The organism is Thermocrispum sp., assembly GCF_002919275.1.
Classification (GTDB): Bacteria; Actinomycetota; Actinomycetes; order Mycobacteriales; family Pseudonocardiaceae; genus Thermocrispum; species Thermocrispum agreste.
The window spans coordinates 1-23,213 of the sequence record NZ_PKFA01000015.1 but is presented as its reverse complement, the minus strand read 5'-3'; the positions used below and the strand labels follow the sequence as shown (position 1 = coordinate 23,213).

At 69.8% G+C, this 23,213-nt stretch carries 22 protein-coding genes; 15 read left to right on the top strand and 7 right to left on the bottom strand.

Going from position 1 to position 23,213, the window contains the following annotated elements; genetic code table 11:
• Positions 1 to 69: 69 nt before the first annotated feature.
• Both CXP56_RS03115 and CXP56_RS03110 read right to left on the bottom strand, forming a co-directional pair.
• The gene (locus CXP56_RS03115) at positions 70 to 894 is read right to left on the bottom strand and encodes a basic amino acid ABC transporter substrate-binding protein (RefSeq protein ID WP_028846976.1); all 825 of its coding nucleotides are present in this window, start codon (positions 892 to 894) and stop codon (positions 70 to 72) included.
• A gap of 369 nt (positions 895 to 1,263) precedes the next feature.
• Positions 1,264 to 2,685, bottom strand: coding sequence for a M20/M25/M40 family metallo-hydrolase (locus CXP56_RS03110; protein ID WP_028846977.1), 1,422 nt, complete (start codon positions 2,683 to 2,685; stop codon positions 1,264 to 1,266).
• Between the two features lie 203 nt (positions 2,686 to 2,888).
• Here CXP56_RS03110 and pdhA point away from each other — a divergent pair, with 203 nt between their 5' ends.
• The 4 genes from pdhA (at position 2,889) to CXP56_RS03090 (ending at position 7,509) form a co-directional block, all read left to right on the top strand.
• Positions 2,889 to 4,094, top strand: a complete 1,206-nt coding sequence (gene pdhA, locus CXP56_RS03105) for a pyruvate dehydrogenase (acetyl-transferring) E1 component subunit alpha (protein ID WP_028846978.1) — start codon at positions 2,889 to 2,891, stop codon at positions 4,092 to 4,094.
• On the top strand, positions 4,094 to 5,125 hold the full coding sequence (locus CXP56_RS03100) for an alpha-ketoacid dehydrogenase subunit beta (protein WP_028846979.1): 1,032 nt from the start codon (positions 4,094 to 4,096) through the stop codon (positions 5,123 to 5,125). Before pdhA ends, CXP56_RS03100 begins: the two co-directional genes overlap by 1 nt.
• 6 nt (positions 5,126 to 5,131) lie before the next feature.
• Complete coding sequence (locus CXP56_RS03095) at positions 5,132 to 6,550, top strand: dihydrolipoamide acetyltransferase family protein (protein WP_028846980.1); 1,419 nt, start codon at positions 5,132 to 5,134, stop codon at positions 6,548 to 6,550.
• Between the two features lie 494 nt (positions 6,551 to 7,044).
• Positions 7,045 to 7,509, top strand: a complete 465-nt coding sequence (locus CXP56_RS03090) for an FxsA family protein (protein WP_286899729.1) — start codon at positions 7,045 to 7,047, stop codon at positions 7,507 to 7,509.
• Between the two features lie 30 nt (positions 7,510 to 7,539).
• Here the strand turns inward: CXP56_RS03090 and CXP56_RS03085 are convergent, their stop codons facing one another.
• On the bottom strand, positions 7,540 to 8,145 hold the full coding sequence (locus CXP56_RS03085; RefSeq protein ID WP_286899728.1) for an SCP2 sterol-binding domain-containing protein: 606 nt from the start codon (positions 8,143 to 8,145) through the stop codon (positions 7,540 to 7,542).
• Between the two features lie 23 nt (positions 8,146 to 8,168).
• Positions 8,169 to 8,651, bottom strand: coding sequence for an SCP2 sterol-binding domain-containing protein (locus tag CXP56_RS03080; RefSeq protein WP_342665096.1), 483 nt, complete (start codon positions 8,649 to 8,651; stop codon positions 8,169 to 8,171).
• Between the two features lie 90 nt (positions 8,652 to 8,741).
• Here CXP56_RS03080 and CXP56_RS03075 point away from each other — a divergent pair, with 90 nt between their 5' ends.
• Complete coding sequence (locus tag CXP56_RS03075; RefSeq protein ID WP_028846983.1) at positions 8,742 to 9,407, top strand: TetR/AcrR family transcriptional regulator; 666 nt, start codon at positions 8,742 to 8,744, stop codon at positions 9,405 to 9,407.
• 13 nt (positions 9,408 to 9,420) lie between these two features.
• On the opposite strand, the gene CXP56_RS03070 is transcribed toward CXP56_RS03075, so the two are convergent.
• A complete protein-coding gene (locus tag CXP56_RS03070; protein ID WP_051309943.1) occupies positions 9,421 to 10,302 on the bottom strand; it encodes a MaoC/PaaZ C-terminal domain-containing protein in 882 nt (293 codons plus the stop codon).
• A gap of 2 nt (positions 10,303 to 10,304) precedes the next feature.
• Positions 10,305 to 11,660: a 3-oxoacyl-ACP reductase gene (locus CXP56_RS03065; protein WP_028846985.1), complete on the bottom strand. Its 1,356-nt coding sequence runs from the start codon at positions 11,658 to 11,660 to the stop codon at positions 10,305 to 10,307.
• A gap of 110 nt (positions 11,661 to 11,770) precedes the next feature.
• Here CXP56_RS03065 and CXP56_RS03060 point away from each other — a divergent pair, with 110 nt between their 5' ends.
• The 6 genes from CXP56_RS03060 (at position 11,771) to CXP56_RS03035 (ending at position 18,399) form a co-directional block, all read left to right on the top strand.
• Positions 11,771 to 13,135 (top strand): acetyl-CoA C-acetyltransferase, encoded by a 1,365-nt coding sequence (locus tag CXP56_RS03060; protein ID WP_028846986.1) that lies wholly within the window; start codon positions 11,771 to 11,773, stop codon positions 13,133 to 13,135.
• A gap of 293 nt (positions 13,136 to 13,428) precedes the next feature.
• A complete protein-coding gene (locus CXP56_RS03055; RefSeq protein ID WP_038044665.1) occupies positions 13,429 to 14,433 on the top strand; it encodes a daunorubicin resistance protein DrrA family ABC transporter ATP-binding protein in 1,005 nt (334 codons plus the stop codon).
• On the top strand, positions 14,430 to 15,266 hold the full coding sequence (locus CXP56_RS03050; RefSeq protein ID WP_051309944.1) for an ABC transporter permease: 837 nt from the start codon (positions 14,430 to 14,432) through the stop codon (positions 15,264 to 15,266). The genes CXP56_RS03055 and CXP56_RS03050 overlap by 4 nt, the downstream gene beginning before the upstream one ends.
• 162 nt (positions 15,267 to 15,428) lie before the next feature.
• The gene (locus CXP56_RS03045; protein WP_286899724.1) at positions 15,429 to 16,199 is read left to right on the top strand and encodes a MerR family transcriptional regulator; all 771 of its coding nucleotides are present in this window, start codon (positions 15,429 to 15,431) and stop codon (positions 16,197 to 16,199) included.
• 258 nt (positions 16,200 to 16,457) lie between these two features.
• Positions 16,458 to 17,600: a tRNA dihydrouridine synthase DusB gene (gene dusB / locus CXP56_RS03040; RefSeq protein WP_286899786.1), complete on the top strand. Its 1,143-nt coding sequence runs from the start codon at positions 16,458 to 16,460 to the stop codon at positions 17,598 to 17,600.
• Positions 17,593 to 18,399: an aminoglycoside adenylyltransferase domain-containing protein gene (locus tag CXP56_RS03035; RefSeq protein ID WP_051309956.1), complete on the top strand. Its 807-nt coding sequence runs from the start codon at positions 17,593 to 17,595 to the stop codon at positions 18,397 to 18,399. The genes dusB and CXP56_RS03035 overlap by 8 nt, the downstream gene beginning before the upstream one ends.
• A gap of 65 nt (positions 18,400 to 18,464) precedes the next feature.
• On the opposite strand, the gene CXP56_RS03030 is transcribed toward CXP56_RS03035, so the two are convergent.
• Positions 18,465 to 19,898 carry a cytochrome P450 gene (locus CXP56_RS03030; protein ID WP_051309957.1) on the bottom strand — a complete coding sequence of 478 codons (1,434 nt, stop codon included), beginning with the start codon at positions 19,896 to 19,898 and terminating at the stop codon, positions 18,465 to 18,467.
• 98 nt (positions 19,899 to 19,996) lie between these two features.
• Here CXP56_RS03030 and CXP56_RS03025 point away from each other — a divergent pair, with 98 nt between their 5' ends.
• The 4 genes from CXP56_RS03025 to CXP56_RS03010 form a co-directional block, all read left to right on the top strand.
• Positions 19,997 to 20,650: a TetR/AcrR family transcriptional regulator gene (locus CXP56_RS03025; protein ID WP_028846990.1), complete on the top strand. Its 654-nt coding sequence runs from the start codon at positions 19,997 to 19,999 to the stop codon at positions 20,648 to 20,650.
• Positions 20,647 to 21,270, top strand: coding sequence for a class I SAM-dependent methyltransferase (locus tag CXP56_RS03020; protein ID WP_286899721.1), 624 nt, complete (start codon positions 20,647 to 20,649; stop codon positions 21,268 to 21,270). The genes CXP56_RS03025 and CXP56_RS03020 overlap by 4 nt, the downstream gene beginning before the upstream one ends.
• 271 nt (positions 21,271 to 21,541) lie before the next feature.
• Positions 21,542 to 22,381 carry a GGDEF domain-containing protein gene (locus CXP56_RS03015; RefSeq protein WP_084609058.1) on the top strand — a complete coding sequence of 280 codons (840 nt, stop codon included), beginning with the start codon at positions 21,542 to 21,544 and terminating at the stop codon, positions 22,379 to 22,381.
• Between the two features lie 643 nt (positions 22,382 to 23,024).
• Positions 23,025 to 23,213 (top strand): hypothetical protein (locus CXP56_RS03010; RefSeq protein ID WP_286899720.1); only part of this gene is annotated, 189 nt, incomplete at its 3' end.

The window sequence follows — 23,213 nt, the reverse complement described above, 5'->3', positions numbered from 1 at the left end:
GCCCTGACACGGCGGCAGGCGCACCGGCCGCGGTGGCGGCCCATGCGCCTGCTGACTACCGCTGGACGGTCAGTTCTCGGCCTGCCCGGCCTCCGGGAACCACTTCTTGTAGAGCTTGTCGTAGGTCCCGTCCTTCTTGGCCTGCTCGATGACCTTGTTGACCACCGCGAGCAGGGCCTTGTTGCCTTTCTTGACGCCGATGCCGTACTGCTCGCCGGTCTCGAACTCCTCGGTCACCTCGACGTCGTCGTTCTTGGCCAGGAAGTCGTAGAGCACGGTGTTGTCGTTGATGGCCGCGTCGATCTGGCCGTTTTGCACCGACTGCAGCAGCAGCGCCAGGTCCTCGAACTGCTTGGTCTGGTAGCCGAACTCGCTCTTGTGGTCCTCGGCGTAGATCTCCCCGGTGGTGGCCTGCTGGACGCCGAGCACCTTGCCCTTCAAGTCGTCCAGCGACTTGATGCCGGACCCCTTCTTGACCAGCAGGGCCTGGTTGGCGTCGAAGTAGCCGACCGAGAAGTCCATCACCTTCTTGCGCTCGTCGGTGATGGTCATCGCCGCCGCGGCCAGGTCGCAGTCGTCCCGCTCGAACACGGCCGCGGACTCGATGCCTTCGAACGCGGTGTCGAAGATCTCCTGCTCGACACCCAGTTCCTTGGCCACCAGATCGACGAGGTCGACATCGAACCCGACGATTTCGCCGCCCTTCTTGAACTGGAACGGCTCGTAGGGCAGGTGCGTGCAGGTGACCAGCTTGTCCCCCTTGACCAGGGTCGGCTTCTCGCCAGCCTGGCTGTTGCCCGAGTTGCCCACCTCCTCCGCACATCCGGCTGCGGCCAGAGCCAGTGCGACGGCCGGAATCAGGACAAGCCTGGTGAGCTTGTTTCGACGCGCCACGATGTCACCTCTCGTATGTGGTCCGATCGAGTGAGGGCAGTTTGCCACCTTACGGCGCGCGACGAGAAGGGCAAACCGGGCTCGTAACCGACTCGTATATCAATCGATCGTCTCGTAGAGCATTCGATCGGGTGGAAGCACCCCACACACCGGCCCGACGCAGATCACCGGCAACATCCTCACGGGAAAACCTCACCCGGCCGCAGCCACCAAACCCCCGCCGGACACGTGGCGGATGAGCCGGCGATGCGCCTCCGTGAGCGACCGGGCGATCAGGCCGCGACACCCACCACGATTCGCCATCCGTCCTTTTCCGCATGCCGGCTAATCACGGGCCCGGCGCGTGGTGCGCCGGGCCCACCTCGGCCCTCAGCCGCGAGCGTGCGCGTCCAGCAGCGCGGCGACCGCGGCGGTGACCCGCTCGGCGTGCGCCAGGTGCAACCACTCGTCCGGCACGTGCGCGTTGGAGTCCGGCCCCAATGCCCCGGTGACCAGGAACTGCGCGTCCGGGTACTTCTCGCCGAGCAGGCCCATGAACGGGATCGACCCGCCCAGGCCGATGGCCCCGTACGGCGCCCCGAACACCTCGTCGCTGACCCGCTGCAGCCCACGCTCCAGCCACGGCGCGGTCTGCGGAGCATTCCACCCGTCGGCGTGCTCGATGCCGGACAGGCTGACCTGCGCGCCGTACGGCACGTCGGTGGTCAGCGCCCGCTGCACCGCTTCCAGCGCCGCCTTCGAGTCCGCCGTCGGCGGCAGCCGGAAGCTCAGCGCCAGCGTGCTCGACTCCCGCAGCACGTTGCCCGCGTTCTCCGGCTCGGGGAAGCCGGACGCGCCGATCACCGACAAGGTCGGCCGCCACGCCACGTTGAGCAGCAGCTCGGCTTCGTCGTCCGTCACCGTCCGCGCCCCGTCGGCCAGCGGGAACGAGGACCGGATCGCGCCCGGCGTGGCCGCCGCCGCGTCGCGCGCCTGGCGCTCCCGGTCCGCCGGGATCTCCACGTGGAACTCCGGCAGCAGGATCTCGCCGGTCCGCGCGTCCTCGATGCGGTCGAGCAGCTGCCGCAGCACCCGGAACGAGGACGGCACCGCGCCGCTGGCCAGTCCGCTGTGCTGGGCCACGTCCAGCACCTTGACCGTGACCCGCACCTGGGCAAGTCCGCGCAGGCTGGTGGTCAGCCACAGCCGCTCGTAGTCGTTGCCGCCGGAGTCCAGGCACACCACGAAGCGGACGTCACCCAGGAAGCCCGCCAGGTGCTCCAGGTAGGCGGGCAGGTCCGGGCTGCCGGACTCCTCCCCGGTCTCCAGCAGCAGGACGGCCCTGGCGTGCTCGCCGCCCGCCTCCCGCACCGCGCGCAGCGCCGCGGCCGCCGCGTACCCGGAGTAGCCGTCGTCGGCCGCGCCCCGGCCGTACAGCCTGCCGTCCCGCACCACCGGCGTCCACGGGCCCAGCCCGTCGGACCAGCCACCGACCGGTGGCTGCTTGTCCAGGTGGCCGTAGAGCAGCACGGTCCCGCGGTCGGCGGCGCCCGGGGTGGCAGGCACGTCCAGCACCAGCACCGGCGTGCGGCCGGGCAGCCGCACCACCTGGGTCTGGCCGAGGCCCTGCGCATCCAGCCAGTTCCGCACGTGGTCCACCGCCGCGTCCAGGTGGCCGCTGCCTGCCCAATCGGCATCGAACGCCGGGGACAGCGCGGGGATCTCCACCAGTCCGCACAGGCTCTTGAGGATGTCGTCGTTCCACTGCCGCCGAACGGCCGATTGCACAGCGTTGATGTCCACGGCGATGATCCTGCCATCGGTGGCCGGTGGCGGGCACGTCCCGTCGGGACTGCCACTCCGGCCCCGGTTCATGCCAGGATGTCTGGCATACCGTCAACGCCGACGGCAGTTGTGACCTCCGAACCGGAAGCCGGCTCGCCGTTGAGGACCGTCGTCGCGCCCGTCACAAGCGAGCGCGAGGAAGCGCAGAAGGAGAAGCCGACATGTCTGACATGTCGTCCGCCGAACAGTGGACGCACCCCGGAGAGGGCGATCTACCACCCGCAACGGCGGCGAAGCCAACCAAGGAACAGGTGATCGCTGGATTGCGGGCAACCACGGAAGGCGGCGCGGACCTGACGCAGCTGCTGACTCCCGAAGGTGAACGGGTCGCGTCGCCGATCTTCGATCCGTACGTGGCCGACATCGATTTCGCCGCACTGCGTGGCCTGTACAAGGACATGGTCATCGTGCGTCGTGCGGACCGGGAAGCCAACGCGCTGCAGCGGCAGGGCCAGCTGGGCATCTGGGTGCCGCTGCTCGGCCAGGAGGCCGCGCAGGTCGGCTCCGGCAGGGCGCTGCGGCCCAACGACATGGCGTTCCCCAGCTACCGTGAGCACGGCGTCGGCTACTGCCGCGGCGTCAGCTTCAAGGAAATGCTGGGCCTGTTCCGCTGCACGTCGATGGGCGAGTGGGACTACCGCAAGCACGGTTTCCACCCGTACACCATCGTGATCGGCAACCAGGTGCTCAACGCCACCGGCTACGCGATGGGGCAGAAGTTCGACGGCAAGGTCGGCGACGACGACGGCGAAGCCACCATCGTCTACTTCGGCGACGGCGCCACCAGCCAGGGCGACGTGCACGAGGGCTTCGTGTGGGCGGCGGTCTACGACGCGCCCATCGTGTTCTTCTGCCAGAACAACCAGTGGGCCATCTCCGAGCCCACCGAGCGCCAGTCGCGGCTGCCGCTGTACCAGCGGGCCCGCGGCTACGGCTTCCCCGGCATCCGGGTGGACGGCAACGACGTGCTCGGCTGCCTGGCGGTCACCCGCTGGGCGCTGGAGGCGTGCAGGCACGGCAACGGCCCGGTGCTGATCGAGGCCTTCACCTACCGGATGGACGCGCACACCACCACCGACGACCCGACCCGCTACCGGCTGTCGGACGAGGTGGAGACGTGGAAGCTGAAGGACCCGATCGAGCGGGTCCGGGTGTACCTGACGCGCAACGGGGGAGCGGACGCGTCGTTCTTCGAACAAGTCGAGGCCGAGGCCGACGAATTCGCCGCCGACCTGCGGGAGTTCGTGTTCAACATGGAGGACCCGCCGCCGGAGCGGATCTTCGACAACGTCTACGCCGAGCCCTCTGCTCAGCTGGAGGCCCAGCGCGAGGAGTTCCTGGCGTACCTGGCCGGGTTCGAAGGAGGCGAGCACTGATGTCGGCACCCACCACGCCCAACGTGGCCGCTCCCGCTTCGTCGACGGTGCAGACCCTCACCATCGGCAAAGCCATCAACATGGGCCTGCGGGCCGCGATGGAACGCGACAACAAGGTCATCGTGATGGGCGAGGACGTCGGCAAGCTCGGCGGCGTCTTCCGCATCACCGACGGTTTGCAGAAGGACTTCGGCGAAGAGCGCGTGCTGGACACCCCGCTGGCCGAGTCCGGGATCATCGGCACCGCGGTCGGCCTCGCGGTACGCGGCTACCGCCCGGTGTGCGAGATCCAGTTCGAAGGGTTCATCTTCCCCGGGTTCGACCAGATCAACAGCCAGGTGGCCAAGCTGCACGCACGCACCCAGGGCAGGGTGAAGGTGCCGATGGTCATCCGGGTGCCGTACGGCGGCGGGATCGGTGCGGTGGAACACCACTCCGAGTCCCCGGAGTCGTACTTCGCGCACCTGGCCGGGGTGAAGGCGGTGACCCCGTCCAACCCGGTGGACGCGTACTGGATGATCCAGCAGGCGATCTTCTCGGACGACCCGATCCTGGTGTTCGAGCCGAAGAAGCTCTACCACATGTCGGCGCTCAAGGAGCCGGTCGACACCGCGGCGACGCCGATGCCGCTGTTCAAGTCGAAAGTGCTGCGCACCGGCACCGCGGCCACGCTGGTCTGCTACGGCCCGACGGTGAAGACGTGTCTGGAGGCCGCGGAGACCGCGGCCGAGGAGGGCAACGAGCTGGAGGTCATCGACCTGCGTGCCCTCTCGCCCATGGATCTGGAACCGGTGTTCGCATCGGTGCGCAAGACCGGCAGGCTGATCGCGGTCAGCGAGGCCCCGTCGGAAGCGTCGCTGACCTCGGAGATCGCGGCCAGGGTGCAGCAGGAGTGCTTCTACTCGCTGGAGGCGCCGGTACTGCGGGTGACCGCGTTCGACACCCCGTACCCGCCGTCCAAGCTGGAGGAGCACTACCTGCCGGACGTGGACCGGATTCTGCACGCCGTCGACCAGTCGCTGGAGTGGTGAGCGCCGATGCCTGAGTACAAGCAGTTCCCGCTCGCCGACACCGCGGAGGGCCTGACCGAGGCGGAGATCGTCGACTGGAAGGTGCAGCCGGGCGACAAGGTCGAGGTCAACCAGATCGTGGTGGAGATCGAGACCGCGAAGGCCGCCGTCGAGCTGCCGATTCCGTGGTCGGGTGTGGTCACCGAGCTGCACGTGGAACCCGGTCAGGTGGTGGAGGTCGGCACCAACCTGCTGACCATCGACGTGGACCCGGACGGGACCGGGTCGTCCGGCGCCCCGACCGGGGCGCAAGCGGCCTCGGTCAACGGGTCCGCTCCCGAACCGGCTGCGGAAGAAGAGATGAAACCGCTGGTGGGCTCCGGCGCCAAGGAGGTCACCAGCAAGCGGCGCCGCCGCCGGAAGGCGGCAGCGGCGGCCGGTGGCGGGAGCGCGGCAGCAGCACCAGCCGCCGCGGCGGCCACTGCGACCGCGCCGCGTGACGCGGCCACCACCACCGAAGCGCCGTCGTCGGGCACCCTGCCGTTGCCTCAGGTCAAGCCGCACGAGTACGTTCCGCTGGCCAAGCCGCCGGTGCGCAAACTGGCCAAGGACCTCGGCATCGACCTGCGCACGATCACGCCGAGCAGCGGTGACGTCATCACCCGCGAGGACGTGCAGCGGGCGGCCGAGGCGAAGACCGCCCAGCCGGCTGCGGCAAGCGTGAACGGTGCCGCGGTGGCGGCCGGCGCCCGGGAGCGCCGGGTGCCGATCAAGGGTGTGCGGCGGATGACCGCGGAGGCGATGGTGTCCTCGGCGTTCACCGCGCCGCATGTCACCGAATTCCTCACGGTGGACGTCACGCCGATGATGCAGCTGCGCGAGCGGCTGAAGAAGCACCCGGATTTCGCCGGGGTGAAGCTCACGCCGCTGGCGTTCGCGGCCAAGGCGATGTGCATGGCCGTCAAGCGCACGCCGGACGTCAACGCCACCTGGGACGAGGAAGCGGGCGAGATCGTCTACAAGGACTACGTGCACCTCGGTGTCGCCGCGGCGACACCGCGCGGGCTCGTCGTCCCGAAGATCCGCAACGCGGACGCGATGTCGCTGGTGGAGCTGGCGAAGGCGCTCGAGGAGCTGACCAACACCGCGCGGGAAGGCAAGACCCCGCCGGAGGACATGGTCAACGGCACCATCACGATCACCAACGTCGGCGTGTTCGGGGTGGACACCGGCACTCCGATCATCAACCCGGGGGAGTCGGCGATCCTGGCGTTCGGCGCGATTCGCGAGATGCCGTGGGTGGTCGACGGCGAGCTGGCGGTCCGCCAGGTGTGCCAGCTGGCGCTGAGCTTCGACCACCGGATCGTCGACGGGCAGCAGGGCTCGCAGTTCCTGGCCGACGTCGGCGCGCTGCTCAGCGACCCGGCCATGGCGCTGACGTTCTGAGCCGACGGCCTTCGAGCCGAAGAGATGTGCGACGGCCTCCCCTCCGGTCCACGCGGCCGGACGGGAGGCCGTTCACGTGCGCGCCCCACTCCGACCAGCCAGCCTCACCTTGTGATGTGCGGCCTGGACGGCCCCCGGTGTCGGCCGGTCGTCAAGCCGTACCGCCTCCCCTTCGATCCGAGCGTCGGGCAGCCCGCATGCTTCACTCGGCCGGCCAGCGATGCATCTCTCTTGACCGAGAGCCGGACATGACCGAATCGCCCCGGTGCCGCCCGGCCAGCCGCGCACCCCTCACCAAGAGCCCAACACGAGCAAACCGCCGCAGAGCCGCCCGACCAGCGGGTCGTCACTTGACCCCCGGAACCAGGCGATGGCCGGACCACAGCAGTGCCGCCGGAAAGCCGCGTCCGCTGCCCCTTCGATCCATGCGATCGGGCGGGAGGCCACCGGTGTGCTTGGGGAACGCGCGCCGAGTGCACTACGTTGTTTCCGATATGGCCGTAGTGATCCTGCTGTACCTCGTGGTCGAAGTGGCCGCCATCTGGGCGGTGGCCTCGCTGGTCGGCGCGCTGTGGACGATCGTCCTGCTCATCGGCGGTGCCGTGGCCGGCTCGTGGCTGGCTCGGCGCGAGGGCGGCAAGGCCATCCGTGCGCTGCTGGACGCGGCGCGCAGCGGCCGGTCGGGTCATCAGGAGATCACCGACGGCATGCTGGTCACGCTCGGCGGGCTGCTGATCTTCCTGCCGGGCTTCGTCACCGACGTGCTCGGCCTGCTGGTGCTGCTGCCGCCGACCCGCACCGTCCTGCGAAAGGCGTGGCTCCGGCGGATGGCGCGGACCGGCCGGGTACGCAGCCACCGCACGGTGGTGATCGACGGGGAAGTCGTCGAGAGTACCGAGGCTCCCCGCTCGGACAAGCCCACCGGTCCGGACGACCAGCCTCGCGCCATCGAGGGCTGACCGCGGCGGCAACGCACCCCGTCGCAACGATCACGCGCGCGGCTTCGGGATGTCGAAGTAGCCCAGGAACCGTGCGGCGACGCCGAAATCACCTCGTACTTTCAGCTTGCCGGTGACCAGCAAAGACAGCGCCCGGGAGTTTCCGGACACAGCCAACCGCAGGACGTCCTCGGCAGCCGCCGTGATCGTCACGTCCGGTGTGTACACCGGATCGGACGTCGTCTCGCAAGCACCTTCGACGACGCGTGTCTGGTACCGGAGCGGTTCGGCATCGCCGCTGGTCACGACCCACTCGACCACCGCATCCACGTGCCGAGTCTTCTCCGCCACCACATGGTCGGCCATCCGCCGGAACAGCTCCTCGAGCAGGAGCGTACGCAGTTCCTGGCGCGCGGCGGCCGCCCTCAGCTGCTTCCTCGACGCCCGCGCGATGAGGTCGACCAGCGACTGCGTGCTCATCGCTGAGACGCTGACCCCCGCGTCCGCCCGGTCGAGCATGTGCACCACGGCGAGCAGCTGAACGAACTGGTCCTCGGTCAGCTTGGCCAGGTCGAGCGCGTCGGCCAGCGCATCGAGTTCCTTGCCGCGGACGACCTCGCCCCGCTCCGGCCCGCCGCACCGGCATCGCCGTCGCACGGCCCACCGCTGCCGGATCGGCCTCATCGCGGCAGGTCGAAATAGCCGATCAGCCCGGCCGCGAAGCCCAGGTCGCCCTTGACCTGGATCTTGCCCGTGACGTACAGCTCCGCCGGGGTCGTCTGCCGGCAGATCAGCCGCACGAAATCCACCGGGGACACCGTGATGGTCACCCGCGGCTGCGGGCTCCTCTCCCGCGAGACGGTGCAGGCACCGTCGGCCAGCGTGCACTCGTAACGGTCGTAGCCGCCCTCACCGCTGCCCCCGGTCAACCGCCAGCGCACGACGGCGTGCATGTCGCGAACCTTCTCCGTCCGCACGTGCGTGGTCATCCGGCGGAAGATCTCGTCGAGCAGGCGGCGGCGTAATGTTTCGTCGGCGAATGCCGCCTCGAGCTGCTTGCGCGGCGCGGAGTCGACCATGCCGATCAACGTGCTCGCGTCGACGGTGGCCAAATCGGTGCCGGCGACGCGCTCGGCCAGCTCCAACCCGTCACGGTGGTCCACAACGCCTCCAGGTGGCTCGACAAGCGACTCGCCGGGATAACCTACTCACGAGTAGATTGGCGGGCAAGCCACACCCGCACGGAGGTGCCTGTGTCCGAGACCGAACGCAAACGACGCGTGCGCCGCCTGCCCCGCGAAGTACGCGAGCGGCAGATCGCCGACGCCGCGGTGGAGGTGTTCTCGCGGCACGGGTACCACACCGCGTCGATGGACGAGATCGCCGAGGTCGCCGGCGTGTCCAAGCCGATGGTCTACGCCTACCTCGGCTCGAAGGAAGAACTCTTCGCCGCCTGCATCCGGCGGGAGGCGCAGCGGCTGCTGAAGGCGATCGCCGACGGCGTGCGCAACGACGTGGAACCGGACATGCAACTGTGGACCGGGCTGCGCTCGTTCTTCCACTTCGTCGGTTCGAACCGCAGTTCGTGGATGGTGCTGCACCGGCAGGCGCTGGCCGTCGGCGGCGAGTTCGCCGAGGAGGTCTCGCAGATGCGCTCCCGGTCCATCGAACTGGTCGCCGCTCTGGTGGTGGCCTCCGGTACCCGGAAGGGCATCGGGGAGCAAGCGGAGAAGTCCGGCGAGGCGCTGGCCGCCGCGCTGGTCGGCGCGGCCGAGTCGCTGGCCGACTGGTGGCTCGACCACCCCGGCGTGCCCGCCGACGTGCTGGCCTCGTGGCTGATGAACCTGGTCTGGCTCGGGTTCGGCGATCTGGTGGCGGGCGAGGTCTGGTCGCCCAAGGACCTGACCCCGCCCGCCTGAGCGCGCTCCGGACCTACTTCGCGGTGATCCGGCCCTGCAGGTACGGCTTGGGCTTGCGCGCGTCCCACAGCTCGAAGGCGAACCCGTCGTCCAGCTGCCACGAGGTGAACGCCGCCTTGGCGGGCAGCAGCACCGGCAACTTGAACCGCACGTCCAGCTCGAACGCCTCGGGCAGCCTGCCCTCGAACGCCGCCAGGCTGTGCGCCTTGGTCCACATGCCGTGCGCGATCGCCTTGGGGAAGCCGAGCAGCTTGGCCGTCACCGGGTACAGGTGGATCGGGTTGCTGTCCCCGGAGACCGCGGCATAGCGGCGGCCGATGTCGGCCGGGATGCGCCAAATCGCCTTCGGGGCGGGCGGCGCCAGCTGGGTCTCCTTCTTGCCGTCCGACTTCTTGCCGCTGCGCCGCAGGTAGGTGGACACGTCCCGCCACACCGGCTCGTCCTCGCCGGGCACGACCGCCTCCGAGACGAAGTCGAACTGCTGGCCCTTGTCGTGCGGGCGCAGGTTCTCCACCCAGACCCGCAGCGAGAAGTCCTCGTCGACCCGCATCGGCCGCCGCTGCGTGATCACGTTGCGCAGGTGCACCAGCCCGATCAGCGGGAACGGGAACGTCGGCTGCGTCATGAGCTGGATCTGCAGCGGGAAGGCCAGGATGTGCGGGTAGGTGGCGGGCAGCTCGTTGCCCAGCCGGAACCCGCACACCTCGTTGTAGGCCGCCAGGTGGGCGGGATCGACCACGACGTGCGGCCGCTCCAGCACGGTGCCCGGCAGCTTCGCCTGGCGTGGCTTGCGCTGGCCGGGCAGCGCCGTGGCGACCAGCGACTTGGCCAGCATCGTGGACAGCTTCTGCGGGGCGTCGACCCGGACGACGTCCTGTGCAGTACCGGTGCCCATGGTCACGCTCCGATCAGTGCCTGGCCGCACACCCGCAGCACATTGCCGTTGACCGCGGCCGATGCGGGGTTGGCGAAGTAGGCGATCGTCTCGGCGACGTCGACCGGCTGGCCGCCCTGCGCCAGGCTGGACAGGCGGCGGGCGGGCTCACGGATCATCACCGGGATGGCCGCGGTCATCTGGGTCTCGATGAAGCCGGGCGCCACGGCGTTGAACGTGTAGCCGCGCTCGGCCATCTCCGGCGCGGTGACGTCGACCATGCCGATGACGCCCGCCTTGGACGTGGCGTAGTTGGTCTGGCCGAGGTTGCCGCCGATGCCGGCCACCGACGACACCCCGATGAACCGCGCGCCGTCGCCGAGCACGTCGGACGCCAGCAGCTCGTCGTTGATCGCCAGCTGGCTCAGCAGGTTGACCGACAGCACCGAGTCCCACCGGGCGTCGTCCATGTTGACCAGCTTCTTGTCCCGCGTGATGCCCGCGTTGTGCACCACGATGTCGAGCTTGCCGAAGCGCTCGGAGAAGTACTCGACCAGCGTCTTGCCCGCGTCCGCCGCGGTGACGTCCAGCTGCAGCGCGTTGCCGCCGATCCTGTTGGCCACCGCGGACAGGTCGGCGCCCTGGGCCGGGATGTCCAGCACCACGACCTTCGCGCCGTCCCTGGCCAGGGTCTCGGCGATCGCCGCGCCGATCCCGCGTGAAGCGCCGGTGACCAGCGCGACCTTGCCGTCCAACGGCTTGGCCCAGTCGGCGGGCGGGGTCACCTTCGCGCCCGCGGTGCCCGCGGTGCCGATCCGGATGACCTGCCCGTCGACGAACGCCGACTTCGCGCTGAGCAGGAAGCGCATGGTCGACTCGGTGGCCTCTTCGCTGCCCGGCGCGACGTACACCAGCTGCGACGTCGACCCCTTGATCAGCTCCTTGCCCAGCGAGCGGGTGAAGCCCTCCAGCGCGCGCTGCGCGATCCGCTCGCGGCCGGAGGTCAGCTCCGGCGGGGTGCCGAGCACCACGGTGCGCCCGCATGCGCCCAGCGACCGCAGGCGCGGCTTGAAGAACGCGTAGACCTCTCGCAGCTGCGCCGGGTCGGTGATCCCGGAAGCGTCGAAGACCAGCGCCCCGTACTTGCGGTCGCCGGGACGCTCGGACTCATCGAGCACGTCGATGCCCGCACCGGTGATCTGCTCGGTGATCACCTTCGCCAGCCGGCCGCCTGGCGCGCCGCCGACAACTGCGGGACCCTCGAGGGGAGGTTGCCCCGGCCGGTACCGCCGCAACGGGGCAGGCTGTGGGAGCCCGAGCCGAGGGGCGAGCCACTTGCCCACCGGGGACTGGGTGAACCGCTGATATTTGTCAGCCATGACGTGCTGCCTCCTGGGTGGTTCCCGACTGGCGTGCGGTATCGCACAGCCTAACCTACTCGCGGGTAGGTTACGATCGCTACCACGAGGACGAGACGCAGGGAGCGACAATGGCCACATCGAGCCAGGCCGGATCGAGCAAGACCGCATCGAGCAGATCCACCAGGACGAGCAGGGCAGCCGGCAAGGCGGGCGGCAGCCGCGGGTCGGTCCGCAAGGTCGCCATCGTCGGCGCGAACCGGATCCCGTTCGCCCGCTCCAACGGCCCGTACGCCACGGCGTCCAACCAGGACATGCTCACCGCCGCGCTGAACGGCCTGGTCAGCCGGTTCGGGCTGGCCGGGGAACGGATCGGCGAGTTCGCCGCCGGCGCGGTGCTGAAGCACTCCAGGGACTTCAACCTGGCCAGGGAGACCGTGCTCGGCAGCGCGCTGTCCCCGCAGACCCCGGCGTTCGACGTGCAGATGGCGTGCGGCACCGGGCTGCAGGCCATCATCAACGTGGCGAACAAGATCGCGCTCGGCCAGATCGACTCGGCCATCGCCGGTGGTGTGGACACCACGTCGGACGCCCCGCTGGCGGTCAACGACGACCTGCGCAAGCTGCTCATCCAGGTCAATGCGGCCAAGACGCCTGCGCAGCGGCTCAAGCTGCTGGCCAAGCTGCGTCCCGGGCACATCGTGCCGGAGATCCCGCGCAACGCCGAGCCGCGCACCGGCCTGTCCATGGGTGAGCACGCGGCGCTGACCGCGAAGGCGTGGGGGATCACGCGCAAGGAGCAGGACGAGCTCACCGTGGCGTCGCACCGCAACCTCGCCGCGGCCTACGAGCGTGGCTTCTACGACGACCTGATCACGCCGTTCTTGAAGCTCACCCGTGACCAGAACCTGCGCCCGGACACGTCGGTGGAGAAGCTGGCCAAGCTCAAGCCGGTCTTCGGCGGCGAGAACGGCACCATGACCGCCGGGAACTCCACGCCGCTGTCCGACGGCGCCTCGGTGGTGCTGCTGGCCACCGAGGAGTGGGCCAAGGAGCGCAGGCTGCCGGTGCTGGCGTACCTGACATTCTGCGAGACGGCCGCCGTGGACTACGTGCACGGAGACGAGGGCCTGCTGATGGCACCTGCCTACGCGGTGCCGCGCATGCTGGCCAGGGCCGGCCTTGCCCTGCAGGACTTCGACTTCTACGAGATCCACGAGGCGTTCGCTTCCCAGGTGCTGGCCACCCTCAAGGCGTGGGAGGACCCCGGCTTCGCCAAGGAGAAGCTGGGCCTGGACGAGCCGCTGGGCAGCATCGACCGGAGCAAGCTGAACGTCAACGGTGGCTCGCTGGCCGCTGGGCACCCGTTCGCGGCGACCGGCGGCCGGATCGTCGGCACGCTGGCCAAGGCGCTGTACGAGAAGGGCTCCGGCCGCGGACTGATCTCCATCTGCGCGGCGGGCGGTCAAGGCGTGACGGCCATTCTCGAGCGGTAAGACGAGCCCGACCCATCCCCCGGGATCGACAGACGAACCTGACCCATCCCCCGGGATCGACAGACGAGCCCGGCCCATCCCCCGGGGCGTCGGCGGCGCGAGCGGTACGTTCGCGCCGCCGACGTGTTTCTTGTAGCCGTGGCCATGCACGACCCTCGGCCGTGCATGCCACCGACAACCACGCTGACCTGCACGTTCTCCTTCATCCCTGAGAAAATCTCAGGGTCGGTTCAGGCCGAGTCCAGGGAGAAAACCGGACGACAGGCACTTTCTTCGTCCGTACGTTCTTCGCCATGGCTACTGGCGCATCCGACATCGCGGTACGGGCCGAGGGCCTGGTCAAGTCCTTCGGATCGACGAAGGCGCTGAACGGCGTCGACCTGGAGATCCCGAAGGGCACAGTGCTCGGTCTGCTCGGCCCGAACGGTGCTGGCAAGACCACCACCGTCCGCATCCTGACCACGTTGTTGCGGCCCGACGCAGGTCGGGCGTACGTCGCGGGCCACGACGTGCTGACCGAGCCGGACAAGGTGCGCCGCTCGATCGGCCTGTCCGGCCAGTATGCGGCGGTCGACGAACATCTCACCGGCGCCGAGAACCTCTACATGGTCGGCAGGCTGTACGGCATGAACCGCTCCACGGCGCGGGCGCGGGCCCGCGAACTTCTGGCGCGGTTCCGGCTGACCGAGGACGCCGACCGGCCGGCGAAGGGCTACTCCGGCGGTATGCGCCGCCGGCTCGACCTGGCTGGGGCCCTGGTGGCCAAGCCACCCGTCGTGGCGCTCGACGAGCCGACCACCGGGCTCGACCCGCGCAGCCGGATCGACATGTGGGAGGTCATCTCCGAACTGGTCGACGACGGCACTACGGTGCTGCTGACCACGCAGTACTTGGAGGAAGCCGACCAGCTGGCCGACACGATCATGGTGATCGACCACGGCAAGGTGATCGCCCGCGGCACCGCCGACCAGCTGAAGGCCCAGATCGGCGGGGAGCGGCTGGAGCTGGTCGTGGACGACGCGGCCGACCTGCCGCTGGCGCAGCAGGTCCTGGCCGACGTCGGCTCCGGCGAACCGCACGTCGACCAACACACCCGTCGAGCCGAAGTGCTGGTGGACACCGGCACCAAGGCGCTGATCGAGGCGCTGCGCAGGCTCGATCAGCACAGCGTCGTGGTCAACGACGTGGCGCTGCACCGGCCGACCCTCGACGACGTCTTCCTGGCGCTGACCGGGCACGCGGCCGAGGAAGCGGCGGCGGAGTCCGGCACCACGAGCAAGAAGAAGGTGAAGGCATGACCACGCTCGCGCTGACTCCGCAGGGCGGCTTCGGTGGCGCGCTGGCGCGCACGTTCAGCGACGGCGGCACGATCATGTGGCGGAACCTGATGAACGTCCGCCGCAACCCGGAGCTGCTGCTGAGCGCCACCGTGCAGCCGATCATGTTCGTGCTGCTGTTCGCCTACGTCTTCGGCGGCAGCATCGGCGACGACCCGGTGATGTACCGGGACTTCCTGATGGGCGGCATCTTCGTCCAGACGGTGGCGTTCAACTCCGCGTTCACCGTCATCGGGATGGCCAACGACCTGCAGAAGGGCATCATCGACCGGTTCCGCTCGCTGCCCATGTCCCCGGCAGCGGTGCTCATCGGCCGCACCATGGCCGACCTGGCGGTGACGCTGCTCGGCCTGCTGGTGATGTCGCTGTGCGGCCTGGTCATCGGGTGGCGGATCCGGGGCAGCTTCACCGACGCGGTGCTGGCCTACGCGGTGCTGATCCTGTTCGCCTTCGTGATGGCCTGGATCGGGGCGCTGGTCGGCCTGATCTCCGGCAGCGTGGAGGTGGCGCAGAGCGCCGGGTTCATCTGGATCTTCCCGGTGACGTTCATCTCCACGGTGTTCGTGGCGGCCGACCGGCTGCCGGGGCCGCTGCAGGCGTTCGCGGAGTGGAACCCGATCAGCGCGCTGTCCGACTCGGTGCGGTCGCTGTTCGGCAACTACCAGCTGCGGCCGCCGACGGACGCCTGGGCACAGCAGAACCCCACGCTGTACGCGCTGATCAGCTGCCTGGTGCTGCTGGTCGTGTTCATGCCGCTGGCCGTGGCCAAGTACCGCAAGGTCGCGGCGAAGTAGCCCCGGTCGCGGTAGAGATCTCTGGCCCTCTCTAGTGATTCCGCTAGAGAGGGCCAGATTGCATGATGGTCAGTGTGATCGAGGCCACATAAACAGCGTCGACAAATCGGTGGACCTTGACGTTACGTCAACTCCTACCGTGGTCGGCGTAAGGAGGGAACAGTGACCGCCGCGAGAGCCACGTCCGAGTGGTCCATCCAGGAGATCGCCAGAGCGGCCGGGACCACCAGCCGGACGCTGCGTTACTACGACGAGCGTGGGCTGCTGAGACCGAGCCGGGTGGGCAGCAACGGCTACCGGTACTACGACCAGGAGTCGCTGGTGCGACTGCAGCGCATCTTGCTGCTGCGCGATCTCGGCCTCGGGTTGGACGCCATCGCCGAGGTGCTGGACGGCGAGCAGGACTCGCGCGCCGCCCTGCGGGCGCACCTGGACTGGCTCGAACACGAAAGGGCTCGCCTGGCCAGGCAGATCGCGTCGGTTCGCCGAACCCTGGACGCACTGGAGAAAGGGGAGCCGATCATGGCAGACGAAGCGTTCGACGGCTTCGACCACACGCAGTACAAGGACGAAGTCGTCCAACGGTGGGGCAAGGAGGCCTACGAGAGCAGCGACCGCTGGTGGCGCTCGCTGTCGAAGGACGAGCAGCGCGAGTTCCAGCGCAGGCAGGAGTCCATCGCGGCCGACTACGCCAAGGCGTACCAGGCCGGGGAGACCCCGGCGAGCAAGCAGGTGCAGGAGATCACCCGCCGTCACCTCGAGTGGATCACCAACGCCTGGGGCGGCAAGCAGCCGTCGGCGGAGCAGTTCACCTGCATCGGTCAGATGTACGTCGACGATCCGCGCTTCACCAAGAATTACGACAAGCACGGCGAGGGCACGGCGGCGTTCGTCCGGGACGCCATGAAGGCCTACGCCGAAGCCAACCTGTAGTGACACCTGATGGCCGGGGCCGCGGACCCGGCCATCCGCCGCTGTCCACGACGGCCTTGCCCACGCCCGGCGGCCGCCCGAGCAGCAGCCCGGCCAGGACCTGGGACCGGCACGCTTCACCCGGGTCGCGCGCACCACGATGCCCGTCCTCCGGGTGGTCAGGTGAGGGTGCGCCAGACCCGGGCCGGGCGCGCACCACGATGACCACGGTCACCTGCGACAACGGGCGGATCCGGCCGGCAAGACCGGACAGTTAACCTGGACGATGTGCCTGCACCAGCCCAGCGGTTGCGAATCGGCCGTTTCGAGGTCGATCCGCCGGTCGTGCTCGCCCCGATGGCGGGCATCACCAACCGGGCGTATCGGCAGCTGTGCCGGGAGTACGGGGCAGGTCTGTACGTCTGCGAGATGATCACCGCGCGGGCGGTGGTGGAGCGCCACCCCGGCACCTTCCACATGATGAGCTTCGCGCCCGGCGAGTATCCGCGGTCCATGCAGCTCTACGGTGTGGACCCGGCCACGATCGCGGAAGCCGTCAAGATCGTGCTGGGCGAGGGGCTGGCCGACCACATCGACGCCAACTTCGGTTGCCCGGTGGCGAAGGTGACCCGCAAGGGCGGAGGCGCCGCGCTGCCCTACAAGCGGCGGCTGTTCGGCAAGATCGTGGCCGCCGCGGTCGCCGCCGCCGAGCCCTACGGTGCCCCGTTCACCGTGAAGTTCCGCGTCGGCATCGACGACGACCACCACACGTACTTGGACGCAGGCCGGATCGCCGAGCAGGAGGGCGCGGCCGCCGTCGCCCTGCATGCCCGCACCGCCGCGCAGCGCTACTCGGGCAAGGCCGACTGGTCGCACATCGCCCGGCTCAAGGAAGCGGTCACCAGCATCCCGGTGCTGGGCAACGGTGACATCTTCACCGCGCACGACGCCCTGCGCATGGTCGAGCAGACCGGCTGCGACGGAGTGGTCGTCGGCCGCGGCTGCCTGGGCAGGCCGTGGCTGTTCGGCGAGCTGGAAGCCGCCTTCGCCGGGCGTCCGATCCCGCCGGGGCCGAAGCTGGGCGAAGTGGCCAAGGTGCTGCGCAGGCACGCCGAGCTGCTGATCGAGCACGACGGCCACGACAAGGCCATGCGGGACCTGCGCAAGCACATGGCCTGGTACTTCATGGGCTTCCCGGTCGGTTCCGAGCTGCGCCGCAAGTTCGCGATGGTGAGCAGCCTGGCCGAGCTGGACGAGCTGATCGCCCAGCTGGATCACGAGGCGCCCTTCCCGGAGGCGGCGACCGGGCCGCGCGGCCGCCAGGGTTCCCCGGGCAAGGTCACCCTCCCGCACGGGTGGCTGGACGACCCGGACGACCCGAGCGTGCCGGAAGGCGCCGACATGATGCACTCCGGTGGATAGTTCCGCGCAGCTGGCAGCCGTCACCCAGCTGGTCACCGACGTCGTCGGCGCGCCGGCCATCGGCCTCTACCTGCACGGCTCGGCCACGTCGTCCGAGCTGCGGCCGGCCAGCGACCTGGACTTGCTCCTGGTCACCGACCGCAGCTTGCGCGGGCAGGAGCGGACAGCGCTGCTGGCTGGCCTGCTCGACATGTCCGGCGTCGCTGTCGACGTGCGTCCGATCGACATGACCGTCGTCGTGCGCACGGACATCGTCCCCTGGCGGTATCCGCCGAAGGCCGACTTCGTCTACGGCGAATGGTTGCGCCAGGAGCTGGAAGCGCGCGGCCCGCTTCCGCCGCATCCGCTGCCCGACCTCGCCGTGCAGCTGGCGCAGGCGCGGGAGTGCGGACGCCCGATCTTCGGGCCGCCTGCCGACGTGGTGACAGCCCCCGTGCCGCACCGCGACGTGGTCGAAGCGGGCGTGGCAACCGTCCCCGAGCTGCTCGCCGAGTTCGACGGCGACCGGCGCAACGTCCTGCTGACCCTGGCGCGCATCTGGGCCACGGGATCCACCGGCCGGCTGCTGGCCAAGGACGCAGCCGCCGAGTGGGCGCTGCCACTGCTCCCGGAAGAACACCGGCCGGTCCTGCGGCATGCCATCGAGCTGTATCGCGGTTGCACCTACGCCGACGAGACATGGCCTGGCCCACTTGCCGCCCGCGCCCGGGAGTGCGCGGAGTTCATGGCGATGGAGATCGGCCGCCGGGTCGGCCGCATGCCCGGCAAGCGCCCGCCGAAAACCACCCCTGTGCGGTAGGTCCGCCAGGGCGGACGCCGCACGTCGTCGACGAATCGCCGCCCGACCAGCCCGCCCCAGCCAGCTCAGATCGCCCGCATGCGCAGCGGCAGCCCGTCGGCCGGGATCGGCCCGGTGCCGTAGGTCATCGGTGGTTCGTAGTCCTCCGGGACCGACCAGGTGTAGCGGAGCAACAGCTGGTGCATGATCGCCTTCACTTCCATGGTCCCGAAGTGCATGCCGATGCACTTGTGCGCGCCGCCGCCGAACGGCATCCAGGCGAACCGGTGCGACTTGTCCTCCCGCCGCGGCTCGGCGAACCGCTCCGGGTCGAACACGTCCGGGTTCGACCACCACGGCTCCATCCGCTGCGTCGGGTACACCCCCAGCACCACCCGGGCGCCTGCCGGGATGTAGCGGCCTTCCAGCTCGGTGTCGGCGATCGCCCGGCGCATCAGCACCCCCACGGGCGCGGACATCCGCAGCGACTCCTTCAACACCAGGTCCAGCGACCGCAGCCGGTCCAGGTCCGCGTACCCGATCCGCTCGGTGCCCAGCGCCATCGACTCGGCCCGCACCCGCTCCTGCCACTCCGGGTGCTTGCCCAGGTAGTAGGCCATCATCGCGGCGGTGACCGTACTGGTGTCGTGCGCGGCCATGAGCAGGAAGATCATGTGGTTGACCACGTCGGCGTCGGTGAACCGCTGGCCGTCGTCGGTCTCCGCCCGGCACAGCACGCTGAACAGGTCGCTGCCGCCGCCCGCCCGCTTGGCCGGGATGCGCTCGGCGAAGTACCGCTCCAGCTGCCGCCTGGCACGCAGGCCTCGCCGCCAGATCCCGCCGGGCACATCCGCCCGGATCAGCGCCTGGCCTCCGCGCACCGTGTCCACGAAGGCCTCGTTCAGCCGGTCCGCCTCCGGCCCGAGCTTGCCGCCGACGAAAACCTCGGTGGCGATGTCCAACGTCAACCGCTTGAGGGCGGGATAGATCGGGAACCGGCCGCGCGGCTGCCACTGCGCCAGGCCGCGCGCGATGGCCGGGTTCATCACGTCCAGGTAGCCGAGCAGGCGGTCCCTGGTGAACGCCTGCTGCATGATCCGCCGATGCCGATGGTGCTCGTCGAAGTCCATCAGCATCACGCCGCGGTGGAAGAACGGTCCGATGAAGTACTCCCACCCGGGGCCGTTGGCGAACGCCTTGTCCCGGTTCACCAGCACCCGGCCGATCGGCTCCGGGCCGAGCACGATCACCATCTTGGTGCCGAATCCGCCGACCCAGTGCACCGGCCCGAACCGCCGGTACCGCTCCCTGGCGAAGCTGAGCAGGTCGCTGGTCACCACCAGCGAGTAGCCGAGCAGCGGCGGACCGGCGTCGCCGAGCACCGGTTCGAGCCCGCTGCCGGGCGGCGGCGTGGCCAGCGGCTGCACCGGCGCCTGCACCCGCTTCGACGCCGTGGCCAGGGTGGTGTGCACGCGGCGGACCACCGTCGACTTCACCGTTGATGCGAGCGTCGCTGTCATCGGCCCTCCAACATCAGGCGTGATGCGCACCATAGCGGAATCAAACGTTTCCGTAAACATTCGTTTCCTAATATCGCCCGTGTGGCAGACTCGGCGAGGTGACCAGAGCGGCGACGGGCATCTATCGCGGAGCGACCGCCGAGGAACGGCGCGCCCAGCGCAGGCGCCGCCTGATGGACGCGGCGCTGGAGCTCATCGGCACCCAGGGCTGGGCGCAGACCACGCTGCGCGGTGTGTGCGAACGGGCCCGGGTCGGCCCGCGCTTCTTCTACGAAAGCTTCGCCGACCTCGACGAACTGGCCGCGGCGGTGCACGCCGAACTGGTCGACGACGCATTGCAGAAGACGCTGCGTGCGGTGCGAGAAGCGCCGGACGACCTCGCCGCGAAATCGCACGCGGGCGTGGCCACGATCATCAGGGCGTTCACCGACGACCCCAGGCGGGCCCGGTTCGTCTTCGCCGAAGCGCACGCCAGCGAGACGTTGATGCGGCTGCGGTTCCGCGCGATGCGCACCATCGCCGACGTCGTCGCCGAGCAAGCCGCGACCCTGCTCGACATGCCGCCGGACAGCGAAGTGGTGCGGCAGGCCTTCGCGTTGCTGTTCACCGGCGGCGTGGCGGAAATGATCTTGGTCTGGCTGGACGGCGGCCTCGACCTGGACCGGGACGGCCTGATCGACTTGTGCCACGAGTTCCTGCTGACCTCGGCACGTACCCTTCCCGACCTGGCGGCCAGGGTGAGCAGGCGATGAACCGGACACGCTGGGCGCGGTACTGGGACCGCCAGTCCGCACGCTACGACGCCGAGATGATGCGCTGGGACAAGCGCCTGTTCGGCGACTCGCGGTCGTGGGCGTGCTCGCAGGCGCGCGGCAACGTGCTCGAGGTCGCCGTCGGCACCGGGCTCAACCTGCCCCACTACCCGCCGGACGTGCGGCTCACCGGCATCGACTTCAGCGCACAGATGCTCGCCCTGGCCGAACGGCGAGCCACCGGCCTCGGACGCCCGATCACCCTGCTGCGAGCCGACGCTCAGCGCCTCCCCCTGGCCGACGACAGCTTCGACACGGTGGTGTGCACGTTCGGCCTGTGCGCCATCCCGGACCACGAAGCCGCCCTGGACGAAATCGACCGGGTGCTGCGCGACGGCGGCAGGCTCATCCTCGTCGACCACGTCGTCTCCACGAACCGATTCCTGCGCGCCGGGCAATGGCTCCTCGAGCGCATCACGGTGCCGCTGGCCGGGGAGAACTTCCGGCGACGTCCCCTGCTGTCGGTCCAAGCCCGCGGCTACACCGTGCAGCAGGTCGAACGGTTCCGGTACGGGCTGGTCGAACGCCTGGTGGCGACCCGGGAACCAGCGGTTCGGTGACCGTGCACCGGCATCCGTGAGCTGGAGAAGCCGCGGTGTCCGGGTGGTGTTGCTGGGCGCTGTCCCGGCCGCTGGGGGCCGGTCGGTGGAACTGGGGAAGGCGCACGAGAACTGCGGGTGGCGTCGGCGCGGCCGCACCGATCGAGAGCACGACTGTGACCACGCTCACCCGCCGATCGAGTGATGTTCTCGCCACCACGGGGGACGGCACCTCAAGCGCATTCGCGAATCCGTCGAAACACATTACGAACATCAGGGAGGCGGGGCGCGGATGCATGGACCGGAAGCCAGTCGCATTCCAACCGCTTCCGCCCTGTCGTCGGCAGCAGGCCACCCGCAACTGGGGCCGAACGGCAACGGCGCATCACCGGCCGATTTGATCGCGCTGCACGAGTCGATCGCCAAGCTGCTGGCCGTCCAGGGCAACTGGAAGCGGGCGTACTCGCACATGCACGCGGCCTTGCGCCTGGCGCGCGAGGCCGAGAACGCCGGCCCGGTCGTTCCCGAGCAGTTCCGGATGCAGGTGGCCGAGCTGCACCGCGCCCACGCGGCCGCGTTGCACGCCAGCATGCGCGACTCGCTGACCGCTGCGTACAACCGCCGCTATCTGGACCAACGGCTCGCGGAACTGCTGGCCGAGCATTCCGCGGACCCGCGCAGCCCCGGCATTGCGGTCGCGCTCGTCGACCTGGACCTGTTCAAGGACGTCAACGACCGGCACGGGCACCTGATCGGCGACCGCGTACTGCGCCAAGTGGTCCGGCTGCTGCAATCCGAACTGCCCAACGGCGGCTTCTGCGCCCGGTACGGCGGTGAGGAATTCGTGCTCGTCCTGCCGGCAACGACGGCGCAAGCCGCGGTGAGCTGCGTGGAACGGACGCGCCGCCGGGTGGCCGCGCATCCGTGGACGATGCTGGCACCCGATCTCCGGGTGACGATCAGCGCGGGCGTGGTCCACATCGGCGGCGGCGACTACCCGGCCGACACCGAACTGTGTCTCGGGCTGGCCGACGAAGCCCTCTATGCCGCAAAACGCGCCGGCCGCAACGCGGTCAGCTATCGGATGGCCGACACGATCAAGCTGGCGAACACCGGCGACGGTGACCGGTAACGGCGCGATTGGGCACACCGACCAGCGATTTCGTCACAGCGTTGGACCGCGCCATTGTGTTCTGCTCCATTGCGGTGATATCCGTACGGTAACGAACCGAATGCCGACGGCGTGTAACACACAGGCAACCAACGCGGAAGAGTTCGCCGTGTATCAGATGGTGTGAGCAGAGGGGAGCACTGAGTGCAGGACGACGACGGCGCTCAGCGTTCCCGATCCGGCCGGCGAGCACCCCGCCTCGGTCTCCGGCGGCCGACGGCGGAAACCGAACCACCGCGACACCACGCCGCCGAGCCGCGCGGCCGGTCACCCGGCGAGGTCGGCGAACGCACCCGCGTGACCGAGCCCCCACGGGACGAGCGGCCCGAACCCGCACGGCGGCGCCGCGCCTTCACCCCGCCGTCGGGCGTGCCCGGGCGCGCCGACCGCCCAGCGGGAAAGCCGAGGAAATCGCGCGCCGAACAGACCACGCAGGTCCGTCCTCCGGTGCCGTCACGGGTGGCCGGAACCCACGCCGCCGAACGCAAAGCGGACGATGCCGAACCCGCTCCGGACCGCCCGGGCCGCCGGCGAGCGGCGTTCGTCCCCCGAGCCGACAGCGCATCCAGGCGGTCGCCGGGCGCTACGAAACAGCAGGCAGCGGATGCCCCTGGTGACCGGCGTCGCGGCCCAGCGCCCCATGACCGGCACCGCGACCCGGCACCTGGCCGTCACGCCCGCGGTACCCCACCCGCCGACCGAGAAGACCGCGCCCGCGGCCCGGCGCGTCCGGACCAGCAGCGCGGCCCCGCAGGTGCGGCACCCGAGCGGGACCGGCGCCCGGCATCCGGCG

What these genes read in the sequence shown, in the direction of transcription:
- pdhA (WP_028846978.1), top strand. Translation starts at nt 2,889, where the DNA reads ATGTCGTCCGCCGAACAGTGGACGCACCCCGGAGAGGGCGATCTACCA.
- CXP56_RS03100 (WP_028846979.1), top strand. Translation starts at nt 4,094, where the DNA reads ATGTCGGCACCCACCACGCCCAACGTGGCCGCTCCCGCTTCGTCGACG.
- CXP56_RS03095 (WP_028846980.1), top strand. Translation starts at nt 5,132, where the DNA reads ATGCCTGAGTACAAGCAGTTCCCGCTCGCCGACACCGCGGAGGGCCTG.
- CXP56_RS03090 (WP_286899729.1), top strand. Translation starts at nt 7,045, where the DNA reads ATGGCCGTAGTGATCCTGCTGTACCTCGTGGTCGAAGTGGCCGCCATC.
- CXP56_RS03070 (WP_051309943.1), bottom strand. Translation starts at nt 10,302, where the DNA reads ATGGGCACCGGTACTGCACAGGACGTCGTCCGGGTCGACGCCCCGCAG.
- CXP56_RS03065 (WP_028846985.1), bottom strand. Translation starts at nt 11,660, where the DNA reads ATGGCTGACAAATATCAGCGGTTCACCCAGTCCCCGGTGGGCAAGTGG.
- CXP56_RS03060 (WP_028846986.1), top strand. Translation starts at nt 11,771, where the DNA reads ATGGCCACATCGAGCCAGGCCGGATCGAGCAAGACCGCATCGAGCAGA.
- CXP56_RS03055 (WP_038044665.1), top strand. Translation starts at nt 13,429, where the DNA reads ATGGCTACTGGCGCATCCGACATCGCGGTACGGGCCGAGGGCCTGGTC.
- CXP56_RS03050 (WP_051309944.1), top strand. Translation starts at nt 14,430, where the DNA reads ATGACCACGCTCGCGCTGACTCCGCAGGGCGGCTTCGGTGGCGCGCTG.
- CXP56_RS03030 (WP_051309957.1), bottom strand. Translation starts at nt 19,898, where the DNA reads ATGACAGCGACGCTCGCATCAACGGTGAAGTCGACGGTGGTCCGCCGC.
- CXP56_RS03020 (WP_286899721.1), top strand. Translation starts at nt 20,647, where the DNA reads ATGAACCGGACACGCTGGGCGCGGTACTGGGACCGCCAGTCCGCACGC.
- CXP56_RS03015 (WP_084609058.1), top strand. Translation starts at nt 21,542, where the DNA reads ATGCATGGACCGGAAGCCAGTCGCATTCCAACCGCTTCCGCCCTGTCG.